The 12,918-nt window shown below is 67.1% G+C and carries 13 protein-coding genes; 7 read left to right on the top strand and 6 right to left on the bottom strand.

Going from position 1 to position 12,918, the window contains the following annotated elements:
* Nucleotides 1–83: 83 nt before the first annotated feature.
* Nucleotides 84–1,727 (bottom strand): 2-succinyl-5-enolpyruvyl-6-hydroxy-3-cyclohexene-1-carboxylic-acid synthase, encoded by a 1,644-nt coding sequence (gene menD / locus ACWEO2_RS32490; RefSeq protein ID WP_452408824.1) that lies wholly within the window; start codon nucleotides 1,725–1,727, stop codon nucleotides 84–86.
* 280 nt (nucleotides 1,728–2,007) lie between these two features.
* Nucleotides 2,008–2,955 (bottom strand): 2,3,4,5-tetrahydropyridine-2,6-dicarboxylate N-succinyltransferase, encoded by a 948-nt coding sequence (gene dapD / locus ACWEO2_RS32495; RefSeq protein ID WP_452408825.1) that lies wholly within the window; start codon nucleotides 2,953–2,955, stop codon nucleotides 2,008–2,010.
* 94 nt (nucleotides 2,956–3,049) lie between these two features.
* On the opposite strand from dapD, the gene dapE reads away from it, so the two are divergent.
* The 7 genes from dapE (at nucleotide 3,050) to ACWEO2_RS32530 (ending at nucleotide 9,599) form a co-directional block, all read left to right on the top strand.
* Complete coding sequence (gene dapE / locus ACWEO2_RS32500) at nucleotides 3,050–4,141, top strand: succinyl-diaminopimelate desuccinylase (protein ID WP_452408826.1); 1,092 nt, start codon at nucleotides 3,050–3,052, stop codon at nucleotides 4,139–4,141.
* A gap of 141 nt (nucleotides 4,142–4,282) precedes the next feature.
* The gene (locus ACWEO2_RS32505) at nucleotides 4,283–5,089 is read left to right on the top strand and encodes an LOG family protein (RefSeq protein ID WP_452408827.1); all 807 of its coding nucleotides are present in this window, start codon (nucleotides 4,283–4,285) and stop codon (nucleotides 5,087–5,089) included.
* Complete coding sequence (locus tag ACWEO2_RS32510) at nucleotides 5,083–5,685, top strand: LOG family protein (RefSeq protein ID WP_354959229.1); 603 nt, start codon at nucleotides 5,083–5,085, stop codon at nucleotides 5,683–5,685. The genes ACWEO2_RS32505 and ACWEO2_RS32510 overlap by 7 nt, the downstream gene beginning before the upstream one ends.
* Complete coding sequence (locus ACWEO2_RS32515) at nucleotides 5,672–7,459, top strand: long-chain-acyl-CoA synthetase (RefSeq protein WP_452408828.1); 1,788 nt, start codon at nucleotides 5,672–5,674, stop codon at nucleotides 7,457–7,459. The genes ACWEO2_RS32510 and ACWEO2_RS32515 overlap by 14 nt, the downstream gene beginning before the upstream one ends.
* Nucleotides 7,460–7,489: 30 nt before the next feature.
* On the top strand, nucleotides 7,490–8,374 hold the full coding sequence (folP, locus tag ACWEO2_RS32520) for a dihydropteroate synthase (protein WP_452408829.1): 885 nt from the start codon (nucleotides 7,490–7,492) through the stop codon (nucleotides 8,372–8,374).
* A complete protein-coding gene (locus tag ACWEO2_RS32525) occupies nucleotides 8,371–9,312 on the top strand; it encodes a glucosyl-3-phosphoglycerate synthase (protein WP_452408830.1) in 942 nt (313 codons plus the stop codon). Before folP ends, ACWEO2_RS32525 begins: the two co-directional genes overlap by 4 nt.
* Nucleotides 9,313–9,377: 65 nt before the next feature.
* Nucleotides 9,378–9,599, top strand: coding sequence for a hypothetical protein (locus ACWEO2_RS32530; RefSeq protein ID WP_452408831.1), 222 nt, complete (start codon nucleotides 9,378–9,380; stop codon nucleotides 9,597–9,599).
* A gap of 37 nt (nucleotides 9,600–9,636) precedes the next feature.
* On the opposite strand, the gene ACWEO2_RS32535 is transcribed toward ACWEO2_RS32530, so the two are convergent.
* The 4 genes from ACWEO2_RS32535 to ACWEO2_RS32550 all read right to left on the bottom strand — a co-directional run bounded on the left by ACWEO2_RS32535 (nucleotide 9,637) and on the right by ACWEO2_RS32550 (nucleotide 12,723).
* On the bottom strand, nucleotides 9,637–10,713 hold the full coding sequence (locus tag ACWEO2_RS32535; RefSeq protein ID WP_452408832.1) for an XdhC family protein: 1,077 nt from the start codon (nucleotides 10,711–10,713) through the stop codon (nucleotides 9,637–9,639).
* An 80-nt stretch (nucleotides 10,714–10,793) separates the two neighbouring features.
* Nucleotides 10,794–11,027 carry a hypothetical protein gene (locus ACWEO2_RS32540; protein ID WP_452408833.1) on the bottom strand — a complete coding sequence of 78 codons (234 nt, stop codon included), beginning with the start codon at nucleotides 11,025–11,027 and terminating at the stop codon, nucleotides 10,794–10,796.
* A 43-nt stretch (nucleotides 11,028–11,070) separates the two neighbouring features.
* Entirely contained in the window at nucleotides 11,071–11,529 is a 459-nt protein-coding gene (locus ACWEO2_RS32545; RefSeq protein WP_452408834.1) for a hypothetical protein, read from the bottom strand.
* Between the two features lie 339 nt (nucleotides 11,530–11,868).
* Nucleotides 11,869–12,723, bottom strand: coding sequence for a hypothetical protein (locus ACWEO2_RS32550; RefSeq protein WP_452408835.1), 855 nt, complete (start codon nucleotides 12,721–12,723; stop codon nucleotides 11,869–11,871).
* Nucleotides 12,724–12,918 lie beyond the last annotated feature (195 nt).

Consider the following 12,918-nt stretch of genomic DNA (forward strand, 5'->3'; position numbering starts at 1 on the left):
GCCGAACAACCCATCCCGTGACCACTGGACGACGACTTCGACGCGTGACCGCGCCGGTCCGGACACGGGCGAAGTAGCTCGAATCAGGACGCGATCTTGGCGCGCACCGTCGCGTGCAGCTCGCGCAGGTGCGACCGCTCGGTGACCACCTCGAGCACCCGCGTGCCGTGTGCGTGCCCGGCCAACTCGACGGCCAGCTGCTCCAGATCGACCTGGCGGTGCGGAATGCGGTAGGCGGCGCACAGCGCGGCCAGATCCATGCCGTGCGGGGTGCCGAACACTCGCTCGAATACTCCGGCATACTGCGGCTCACCCTGTTCCAGCAGCTCGAAGATGCCGCCGCCGTCGTCATTGGCGACCACGATGGTCAGATCGGCCGGGCGCGGTTCGTCGGACCCGATCAGCAGGCCGGACGCGTCGTGCAGGAAGGTCAGATCACCCAGCAGCGCGACGGTGCGGCCGTCGTGGTGCAGCGCCGCGCCGACGGCCGTGGACACGCTGCCGTCGATGCCCGCGACACCACGGTTGGACAGCACCGTGATACCCGGCCGCGGGTACGACACCAGGGCCGCGTCGCGCACCGGATTGGACGCGCCGAGCAGCAGCTGGTCGCCCTCGCGCAGCGAGTCCATCACCACCGCCGCCACGTGCAGGCCGGTCGGCTTCGGGTGCACGGCGAGTTCGGCCCGGACCACCTCGGTCGCCCGCGCGCTGAGCTCACGGCAATGCGCCAGCCACTCCGGGCGCGATGCGCCGGTGACAATCGCCCGAGTACCGGTGCCGACCACATTGCCGGAGACATCGGGCCAGCGCGGCCCGGTGGTGACCGCGTACACGGTGACATTCGGATCGGCCAGCACCTTGGCCACCGGACGGTGCAGGGTCGGACGGCCGGTGATGATGGCCTGGCGCGGCTTCAGCAGCGGCAGCGCCAATGGGTGCAGCGCGGGGCCGTGCATGGGGGCCGTGGGTTCGGCGACGGTCGGCAGCTCGGACAGTTCCGGCCGGAGCCTGGCACCGTGGCCGGAAATAACGAGCGTGTCGGGGGTCAGGTCGATGTAGAGCGGCACATCGAGCATTGCGTACTGGGTGAGCGTCCAGGCCCGTCCGCCCTCGCGTCCCTCGGGCGCGCACTCGCCGGGAGCGAGGTCGGGCACCAGCTGCTCGCGCAGCGGGATATCGAACTGCACCGGGCCCGCGTTGCCGGAGCGGGTGCCGCAGGCCGCGGCGAGCACCCGGCAGACCGCCGAGCGCCACACGTTGTTCTGGTGCCCGTACGACGCACAGTCGGCGGACGCTGACTCTTCATCGGCGAAGCCGAGGCTGACGGTGGTGCGGACCTGAGTGCCGAACAGACCGAGCTGCTCCACGGTCTGGCTGGCACCGGAGCCCGGCATCTCGTAGGGCCGATCGGCGCTGAGCACCACCAGCGGCACCCGCGCGTAGCTGGCCTCCAGCACCGCAGGACCGAGGTTCGCCACCGCGGTCCCCGAGGTCATCACGACCGGCACCGGTAGCCGACTGGCTACCGCCAGCCCAATCGCAAGGAAGCCCGCGGTCCGTTCGTCGATGCGGATGTGCAGCCGCAGTCGACCCGCAGCATCGGCCGCCTGCACAGCGAAGGCCAGCGCCGCGTTCCGTGCGCCGGGACACAGAACAACGTCCCGGACACCCCCGCGCGCGAGTTCGTCGACGACCACGTAGGCCTGCGCTGTGGACGGATCCACGACTCCAGCCTCTCAGACGGTCATCTCGGCGTCCACGTCATCCCTCCGTCGTGGTCGCCCTGGAGCCCCCGCGGCCGCAGCGCGCGGTTGGCACCGATGACAAAGTGGCCGCAGGCCACACAGTGCCGTTGGGTACCGTGACCGGTGGCCCTTCATTTAGTCGGCACATGGGTAACTCGTCGGCGACGGGCTAACTTTGTCCCCGTCCCGCCGCTGGCCGCCAACATCACAGTTGTCGCGCCTTGGTCCGGCGCCTAAAGACTCGGGGAGGCGGTCCAGCCTAGTCGTTGGCGTGCAGGTCGGCGTTGAGTTCGATGCCGGTGCCCTTGCGGGGGACGACCTCGACGGCGCCGGTGGTGGAGTTGCGGCGGAACAGCAGGTTGTTCTGGCCGCTGAGGGTGGCGGCCTTGACCACCGTGCCGTCGGGGGTGGTGACCTTGGTGCCCGCGGTCAGGTACAGACCCGCTTCCAGCACGCAGTCGTCGCCGAGCGGGATGCCGAGCCCGGAGTTGGCTCCGAGCAGGGAGCGCTCGCCGATCGAAATGATGGTGGTACCGCCGCCGGACAATGTGCCCATGGTGGAGGCGCCGCCGCCGATATCGGAGCCGTCGCCGACCACGACGCCCGCGGAGATACGACCCTCGACCATCGAGGCACCGAGAGTGCCCGCGTTGAAGTTCACGAAGCCCTCGTGCATGACGGTGGTGCCCGAGGCGAGATGCGCGCCGAGGCGAACCCGGTCGGCGTCGCCGATGCGCACGCCCGACGGCACCACATAGTCGACCATCCGTGGGAACTTATCGATGCTGTACACCGTGACCGGCCCCCGCGCGCGCAGCTTGGCGCGGGTCGCCTCGAAGCCCTCCACCGCGGCCGGACCGTGGTTGGTCCACACCACATTGCTGAGCAGCCCGAACTGCCCGTCCAAGCTCACCTCGTGCGGCTTGACCAGCCGATGCGAGAGCAGATGCAGCCGCAGGTACACATCGTGCGCGTCGACCGGCGCCGCGGACAGATCGGCGATCGTGGTCTGCACCGCGATCACATCCACCCCGCGCGCCTCGTCGAATCCGAGCAGTGTGGCGTACTCGGCGGGTGCCTCATCCAGCCGCTTCGTCCCCGTATCGCCGAACGCGCCCAACTCCGGATTCGGATACCAGGTATCCAATACGGTCCCGTCCGCGGTCACATTGGCGATACCGACTGCTGCTGCTCCCTGAATGCTCACGTCAACAGAGGTTACCCACCCAACCATGACGGTGGTGAGCCACGTCGACCCGGGCACAGCCGGAGACCGACCTCGCGCCCGTAGGCTGACAGCCGTGACCATCGACTTGCGCGCCGACCCCATTGCCCTCACCGCTGCCCTGGTCGATATCCCGAGCGTCTCGCGGGACGAAGCGGCGATCGCCGACATCGTCGAGCGGGCGCTGCGTGAGCAGACGACGGGGTTCGAGGTGCTGCGGCACGGCAATGTCGTATTGGCCCGCACCGATCTGGGGCGGCCGACCCGGGTCATCCTCGCCGGTCACCTGGATACTGTGCCCATTGCCGACAATGTCCCGAGCCGGTTCGTCGACGAGGCGGGCGAGCGCCAGCTCTATGGCTGCGGCACCGTCGATATGAAATCCGGTGACGCGGTATTCCTGCATCTGGCCGCGACCGTGGCCGAACCCGTACACGATCTGACGCTGATGTTCTACGACTGCGAGGAGATCGCCGCAAAGTACAACGGCCTCAATCACATCGAGCGTGAGATGCCGGACTGGCTGGTCGGTGATCTGGCAATCCTCGGTGAGCCTTCCGGCGGCGTCATCGAGGCGGGTTGCCAAGGCACCCTCCGCATCCGCCTCACGACCAAGGGGGTGCGGGCCCATTCGGCGCGATCCTGGAAGGGCGACAATGCGATTCACCGGCTGGCCCCGGTGCTGCAGCGGCTCGCCAACTACAAGGCCCGCGAGGTCGATATCGATGGCTGTGTCTATCGCGAGGGTCTGTCCGCGGTCCACATCGGAGGCGGGGTGGCGGGCAATGTGATTCCGGACGAGGCCGAGGTGGTCGTGAACTTCCGGTTCGCCCCGGACCGCACAGTCGAGCAGGCGGCCGAACATGTGCGCGCGGTATTCGACGGACTCGAGCTCGACTTCGAGCTCACCGACTCCGCCGCAGGGGCGCTGCCGGGCCTTTCCGCGCCCGCCGCCAAGGACCTCATCGCCGTGGTCGGCGCCGACAGTGTGCGTGCCAAGTACGGCTGGACCGATGTCGCGCGCTTCGCCGCCCGCGGCATCCCGGCGGTGAACTTCGGGCCGGGTGACCCCAATCTCGCCCACAAGCGTGACGAACATGTCCCGGTCGCCCAGATCACCGCGGTCGCGGCGACCCTGCGCACCTACCTGACCGAACCGTCCCGCTGATCTAGTAAGTACATGGGTCATCGGGGACGGGCTGACTTGCCCCACAGCCCTGCCGCCGCCCGCCAACGTTACGGTTGCCGCGACTGAGTCCGGCGCCTAAAGGTTCGGAGAGGCGGGGGAGCGCCCGGTAGCCTGTGCGCCATGTCCACCGAAGCCGCCGACAACGAGATCGCAAGCACACCGAAGTCGACACCCAGATTCCGCGGACCGATCATGTTCCGCCGCGATCGCAAGCCGGGCGGCACCGCCGACCAGAACCTCCTGGACAAGCACGGCCCCAGTGATTGGGTGCATACCGATCCGTGGCGGGTGCTGCGCATTCAGGCTGAATTCGTCGAGGGCTTCGGAGCGCTCGCCGAAGTGCCGCGCGCGGTCACGGTGTTCGGTTCGGCCCGCACTCCGGCGGGTCATCCGGAGTATCAGGCCGCCATGGCGATCGGCGCCGCGCTGGCACGGGCCGGATTCGCGGTGATCACCGGCGGCGGTCCCGGCGTTATGGAGGCCACGAACCGCGGCGCTTCGGAGGCGGGCGGCTATTCGATCGGACTCGGCATCGAGCTGCCCTTCGAGCAGAGCCTCAACGAGTGGGTCGATCTCGGCATCAACTTCCGCTACTTCTTCGCCCGCAAAACCATGTTCGTGAAGTACTCGCAGGCATTCATCTGTCTGCCGGGCGGCTTCGGCACCCTGGACGAGCTGTTCGAGGCATTGACCCTGGTGCAGACCCGCAAGATCACCCGCTTCCCGATCATCCTGTTCGGCAGCAAGTACTGGGCCGGACTCGTCGACTGGCTGCGTGATTCGCTCGGCGGCTCCGGCAAGATCTCACCCGGTGATCTCGGTTTGCTGCATGTGACCGACAGTGTCGAGGAGGTCGTGCAGATCATCCTGTCGGCAGCCGAGTCGAATAATGGCGCCGAAGCCATTGGCACAGAGGACCAGTGGTGAGCGAGCGCGGGTACGCGGTGTGCGTCTACTGCTCGGCCAGTACCGGCGAACCCGAACTGCTCGGCCTCGCCGCTCGGGTCGGCACCGAAATCGCCAGGCGCGGTTGGCAATTGGTCTCCGGCGGTGGTCACGTCTCGATGATGGGCGCGGTCGCGACGGGTGCCCGCGCCGGCGGCGCGCACACCATCGGGGTGATCCCGAAACATCTGGTGCACAAGGAAGTGGCCGATGTGGATGCCGACGAACTGATCGTCACCGACACCATGCGCCAGCGCAAACAGGTCATGGAGGATCGCGCGGACGCCTTCCTCACCCTGCCCGGCGGCATCGGCACACTCGAGGAGTTCTTCGAAACCTGGACCGGCGGCTATCTGGGGCAGCACGATAAGCCGGTCGTCGTGCTCGATCCGAACGGTTTCTTTCGGGGCCTGTTCGACTGGCTGGACGAGCTCTACGCTCGCAAGTTCGTATCCGAGTCGGCCAGGGCCCGGATCACCGTGGTCGAGGATCTGCCCGCGGCCTTCGCGGCACTGCGTCCCGATGTGCCACCAGAACCGGCGCAGGAGCACGCCACTACGCTCGATGAGGAGATGTGACGCAGTGAGCACCGACGCCTACGCCACGGTCAGCCTATTCGATATCGCAAAACAGTTGCCGCGCATGGCATTCGACGCGCCGTCCATGCTGCGCGGTGCACTCGGCATGCTGGTGCGGCCGGATAGCGAATCCTCGGTCGGTCTGTACTTCCAACGCAATGCGCATCGGTATCCGGACCGGACGTTCCTGAAGTTCGAGGGGCGAACCTTCAGCTATGGCGCAGCCAACGCGCAGGTCAACCGTTATGCGCAGGTGCTCGCCGACCGGGGGGTGCGCCGCGGTGACGTGGTCGGCGTGCTGATGACCAACCGCCCCGAAACCCTGTTCGTGGTGCTGGCCACCGTGAAACTCGGTGCCACGGTCGGCCTGCTGAACCACCACCAGCGTGATCAGGTGCTCGCCCACAGCTTCGGACTGCTCGACAGCGTGCTGAACGTTGTCGGTGAGGAATGCCGCGAGGCATTGGACTCGCTCGCCGAACCCCTTGCCAAGGTGCTCTTTTCGCAGGACCTGCACAAAGCGGCCGAGGATGCCGCCCCAACCGACCCGCCGGTCTGTGCGCGGATCACCGCGAAGGAACGCGCCTTCCTGATCTTCACCTCCGGCACCACCGGACTGCCCAAGGCCAGTGTGATGACGCATCTGCGCTGGACCAAGAGTATGGCCGGACTCGGCGGACTCGGAATTCGCCTGCGCGGCAACGACACGCTGTACTGCTGCCTACCGCTCTACCACAACAATGCGCTCACCGTCGCGCTGGGGGCGGTCCTCGGTGCGGGCGGCACCTACGCACTCGGCAGGCAGTTCTCCGCCTCCCGGTTCTGGGACGAGATCATTCGCGAACAGGCGACCGCATTCATCTATATCGGCGAACTGTGCCGCTACCTCCTCAATCAGCCGGTCAAGCCGACCGACCGGCAGCATCGGGTCCGACTCGCCGTCGGCAATGGTCTGCGCCCGGAGCTCTGGGACGAGTTCAAGACCCGTTTCAACATCGGCCGCATCGTCGAGTTCTACGGCGCGAGCGAGGTGAATATCGCCTTCGTCAACGCCTTTGGGGTGGATCGCACCGCGGGCTTCGGGCCGTTGCCCTACGCCATCGTCGAATACGACGACGCGACCGGAAAGGCCAAGCGCGATAGCGACGGACGGCTGCACCGGGTACCGGGCGGCGGCGTCGGCCTGCTACTGGCCAAGGTGACCGACCGTTCGCCCGCCGACGGCTATACCGATCGGGCCGCGTCCGAGGCGAAGCTGGTGCGCGACGGCTTCGAGGACGGCGATATCTGGTTCGACACCGGGGATCTGGTCCGTGATCAGGGCTGGCACCACATCGCCTTCGTCGATCGGCTCGGCGATACCTTCCGCTGGAAGGGCGAGAATGTGGCCACCACCGAGGTCGAGGGCGCACTGACCGAATCCGATGCGATCTCGCAGGCGGTCGTCTTCGGCGTGGATATTCCGGGCACCGACGGTAAGGCGGGCATGGCGGCGGTGACCCTGCATCCGGGCGCCGAATTCGACGGCCACGCGCTCGCCGAACTGGCATATTCGCGGTTGCCCGGCTATGCGGTGCCGCTGTTCATCCGGGTCGTCGCCGAACTCGAACAGACCTCGACCTTCAAGAGTCGCAAGGTCGAACTCCGCAAACAGGGCTATGCCAGCGATCCGGACAGCACGCTGTATGTCCTCGCTGGCCGCGCCGACGGCTACGTTCCCGCTTATGACGAATACGCCGCGGACGTCGCCGCGGCGCGTGTGCCCAAAAGCTAGACAGTAGGTGGTCTAGGTACAGTCGGAGCCATGTTCAGCCCCACCGCAGCGCCGCTTCCCACTCTGTGCGGCAAGCCGGTGGCGACGGATCGGGCGCTGGTGATGGCCATCGTCAACCGCACTCCCGATTCCTTCTACGATCGGGGCGCCACCTTCACCGACGCGGCCGCCATGGACGCGGTCGCGCGGGCGGTTGACGAGGGCGCCGACCTGGTCGATATCGGCGGGGTGAAGGCCGGCCCCGGCACCCTGGTCGATGCCGCGGAAGAGACCCGCCGGGTGGTCCCCTTCGTCGCGGCGATCCGGGAGAAATATCCCGAGCTACTGATCAGCATCGATACCTGGCGTGCCGACGTGGCCGACGCCGCGGTGACCGCGGGCGCGGATCTGATCAACGACACCTGGGCGGGCGCCGATCCGGATCTGGTCCGGGTGGCCGCCGATCGCGGCGTCGGCATCGTGTGCAGCCATACCGGCGGGGCGGTTCCGCGCACCCGGCCGCATCGAGTCCGCTACGCCGATGTGATGGCAGAAGTAATGCAAACCGTGGTGCGCGCCGCAGAAGATGCGGTCGCGGCCGGGGTTCGGCGGGATTCGATTCTGATCGATCCGACCCATGATTTCGGCAAAAACACTTATCACGGGCTCGAGTTGTTGCGGGGAATGGACGTTCTTGTAAATACCGGATGGCCAGTCTTGATGGCGCTGAGCAACAAGGATTTTATCGGGGAGACTTTAGGTGTCGGTCTATCCGAACGGTTGGAGGGCACATTGGCGGCAACAGCATGGTCGGCCGCCGCCGGCGCCCGAGTCTTCCGAGTCCACGAGGTTGCCCAGACTCGGCGCGTCGTGGACATGATCGCCGCGATACAGGGCATCCGGCCCCCCGCACGAACCCTGCGAGGTCTGGTATGAATTTCCATCACCCACAGAGCCCCGTCTGGGCGACGACCAATACCTGGGACGCCCCCGATTGGACGGTTGACGAACTCGTCGCCGCCAAGCGTGGACGCACCGTTTCGGTGGTGCTGCCCGCATTGAACGAAGAGAACACCGTCGCCGATGTGGTCGCCAGCATTCGGCCCCTGCTCGGCACCCTGGTCGATGAGCTGATCGTGCTCGATTCCGGTTCTACGGACGCCACCGCCGAACGCGCGCTGGCCGCGGGCGCCGAGGTGATCACTCGCGAGCAGGCCGTTCCCGAACTCGACCCGATGCCGGGCAAGGGCGAGGTACTGTGGCGGTCGCTGGCGGTGACCAGCGGCGATCTCATCGCCTTCGTCGACTCCGATCTCATCGATCCGGATCCGGCCTTCGTGCCGAAACTGCTCGGCCCGCTGCTGCTGGTCGACGATATGCATCTGGCGAAGGCCTACTACCGCAGGCCGCTGCGGCAGGCGGGTGCGGTGGATGCGCACGGTGGCGGTCGCGTTACCGAACTCGTCGCCCGTCCGCTGCTGGCCGCATTGCGTCCGGAACTCTCGCAGGTGCTGCAGCCGCTCGGCGGCGAGTACGCGGGCACCCGCGAACTGCTGACCTCGGTGCCGTTCGCCCCCGGCTACGGCGTGGAGATCGGTCTGCTCCTCGACACCTACGACCGCCTCGGCCTGTCCGCGATCGGTCAGGTGAATCTGGGCGTACGCACCCACCGCAACCGCCCGCTCGCCGATCTCGGGGTGATGAGCCGTCAGATCCTCGGCACCGTGCTCGGTCGCAGCGGGGTGCAGGATTCCGGTGCGGCGCTGACCCAGTTCCCGCTGATCGGCGATGCCTTCACCGCCCACAGCACGGAGGTATCGCTGGTTGACCGGCCGCCGATGAATACGCTGCGCCCGGCCTGGGCCGCGGCCTGATCCGACGCACTACGGTTTGCTACGAACCCCGGACGCGCGAAGCGTCCGGGGTTCGTCCGTTCTCGGTGCTGACCCAGTTGGTCGGTATCGCGGTCGCCGATGCGCAGTCACCGCTGCACTGTTACGACCCGTACCTGCTCGAGGGCGTGGACGGTCGGCTACGCCCGATAGCCGAACCGGCACTGGTCGATTCGTATGTCGACATATTGATCCGCAACGGCCGCACCGATACCGAGGCGATCGGCAGCGGCGGCCGAGCGCCGATCCGACCCGGCGCGGGCCGATGAGTTTCGGCGCCCAGTTCGCCGAGGTCGCCGTAGGTCCTCAGTGGTGGATCGGTCCGTCCGTCAACGTGAGCGGCCGGGCCGAGCCACCACCGCGTTCGGCGAGGATCTGGGCGGCGATGGAGATGGCGGTCTCATCGGGGGTGTGGGCGTTGAGGTCCAGGCCGAGTGGGCTTTTCACGCGAACCAATTGATCGTCGGTGATACCGGCCGTGCGGAGGCGTTCGACGCGTTCGTCATGTGTGCGCCGGGAGCCGAGCGCGCCGATGAAAGCGATTTCCTCGATTCCCAATGCCGCCACCAGCATCGGCACATCGAATTTGGTGTCGTGGGTGAGCACGCAGACTACCGTGCGCTCATCGATGCGTCCGGCGACGTACTCGGCGGTCAGATACCGGTCCGGCCAATCGACGACCACCTCATGTGCCGAAGGGAATCGGGCTGGGGTGGTGAAGGTTTCGCGGGCATCGACGACGGTGATCCGGTAGCCGAGCTGACGGCCGGTGCGGGCGAGGGCGCGGACGAAGTCATTGGCGCCCGCCAGGATCATGCGGGCCGGAGCGGCAAAGGTCTGGACGAACACGCGAGGGCGCGGCGCTTGGACCGTCTCGCATTCATCCGAGCCGACCACGCCGCTGCGTCCGGCGGCGAGCAGTGCTCGCGCGTCGCGGTCGACGCCACGCCACGGCTCGGAATCGCCGAGCCGCAAGAGTTTCCAGTCCGGGGCCGCGTCCAACGTGCTGGTCAGCGCAACCGGCTCGTTCGCCGCGATGGCCGCACGCAATGCCGACAGCACCGATAGCCGTGCGTCATCCACGCGTTCGACGAAAACCTCGATCTCACCCCCGCAGGTCAAGCCGACGGCGAATCCGTCGGCCTCGGCATATCCGAATCGATCCGATACCGCATGCCCATTGGCCAGCACCTCCCGCGCCGACTCGACGACCGCGGCCTCGACGCAACCGCCCGATAGCGACCCGAGCACCTCGCCGTCCGCGGTCACCACCATGGCCGCGCCCAACTCGCGTGGCCCGGGCCCGGTTGCATCCACGATGCGGGCCAGCGCCATCGGCCCTCGAACGGCCAATTGCACCATCTGTTCGAGCATTGTGCGCACGGCCGCGATCCTTTCCCTTGCGGATCCGCACCGAACCGAATGCTGAGCGATGTGAACGACAGTAGTGCCGTCCAGCCTAGCTACCGACCAGTTCCTATGCGCTGCGGCCGGGGGAAATGCGGTGTGGCGTGCTCGGTGTCGGGTTCGGCCACCGGACTGTCCCGAAGCAAGCGTTCGGCTTCCTCGGCCAAACGCGCCTGCAGATCGGCGACGGTCAGATGAGTGCGCTCGGTGCGCTGCCGGAGCATCCTGGTGACCACCGCGGCGATCACGATGACGACCAGCACCACACTCGCGATCACGATTGCTTTCATCGTCGTACCCTCCCGACCTTGCGAGTGCTGTTGCGCGTGAATGTCATTCGACGACCTCGCGCAGTTGGAAGCCCGCCGGAATATCGCCGGTGTGGAAGTACATCGCGAATACCTCCGCGGCATATTCGGCGTCGAAGACCTCATCGGGGTATACGCGCAGCAGATCGGGCCCATTCGGCACGTCGACGCCAGGATGACCGAGGCGATCGCCGGGCAGGCCGAGCAAGTACCGGCGTGGCGTCCCGTCGACGATGGTGCGCAGTTCGATGGTGAGCACGTCGGCCGAGCCGACGCACTGCACGGCGTTCGTACCCGGCGCGGCGCTGATCGCCGCGGTGATCTCCGCGGCGGGCATCGGGGTCGGCAGGCGAGTGAGATTCACCGAATACGCGTCGTAGCCGTCCAGTCTGCGCAGCGGGCGCAGGAAATCGACCACGGCGTCGTCGGGGCCGATGAAGACCTTGAGTCGATTGCTGTAGGTCACGCGGTGGGTCGCGGTCACCGGTCGCGCCGTCGGGGCGCCCGCGTTGCGAGCTGAGCCCGATCCGCGTTCGGGCCGGGCAGCCATCGACGCGGAACCCGCTCGCGCCGGACGTGGAACATTCATTCGGACCTACCTGCCACCGTTGGTTATCGACTAGCTAACTCAGCATCGCGGGTGTCGAGCCGAGATGGAAGGTATTGGTGACGTGTGACACATCACGGTTTCATTGCGAACTGGTGTGGGCCACCTGCGTTCTTCGGACGCGATCGAATATGCGGCGGCCCGGCGCGACTCACCACAGCGCATCGGCCGCCGTCTGCTATTCGATTGCCAAAAGGTGTCCGGGAGTCCAACGGCTCAGCGTCGAAGGCTCGGAATCGTTCTGGGTTCGCCGTCGTGCCGGTACACCGGGGTGAGTAGATCGGCATCGACCGGCTCCCCGGTGGCGCGGTCGTAGCGCACCGCGACGAGCACCGAAAACAGGTGTGTGGCAGCGCGTTCGTGCAGCGTGGCCAATCTGGTTGCGAGCAAACGGATCGCGCCGAGGGAGCCGGGCGGATGCAGCCCGTCGATGATCAGGGCGGTACCGCGGCCGTCGGGGCGTGGGAGGCGGGCGATATAGGCAATGTCATGCGGTTCCGGGCCGCCCGGTCGGTATACCCTTCTGGCCGCGCGATCCTCGATGCCGCGCCGGGCATCCCCGGCCCTGGCCACCGCGCGCCGCAGCCGCGGATCCGCCGCGATGAGCTGACGCACACTGGGGGACAGTTCGGGCCCGCCGAGCACGATCAACCCGTCGCGATTCAGATCGACGGGTCGGCCCGGCAGGAAGTGCTCGACGGCCGCGGTGAAGCCGAGCTCGCGCAGCAACTCCACCAGTCGCTGCGCCGCGCTCGGGTCCGGAGCGCCCAGCACTCGACCACTGCGAACCTCGGGAGCGATCACCGTGAGCGACCCATGCCCGAAGAACAGACCTTCCGGTGCCGGACCCTGGGTACTCACCTGATGGATCCGCGCGCGGGAAAGTCCCGCCGCCGCACCGATTCTGGCGAAGGTCCAGCCCTCGGCATGTAGTTCCCTGATCACCGCTCTGCGGATACGGGTCAGTTCGTTGATGGTCTGTTGGGCCGCCGCCACCCCATCGGTGGCCGCCTTGAGTCGCTCGACTTTATCTTCGATCGCGAAAACGCGCGCCACGTCATCGGCCGACATGTGCGAAGTCTAGACATCTCGACACCGTGATGCGTCTAGTCTTCTTGACTTAGTTGAGCTTTCCAGGTTGGGCAACCGCCACGGAGCGAGTCTTACGAGCGACTGTTCGCGGCCCGTCTCGCGTCCGAGTCGTCGAAGCGCATGCGACGAAGTCGCGAGTCTCGACGGCTCGGACGCGAGACACCAGGGGGCCGC

The sequence above is a fragment of the Nocardia sp. NPDC004278 genome (assembly GCF_053602975.1).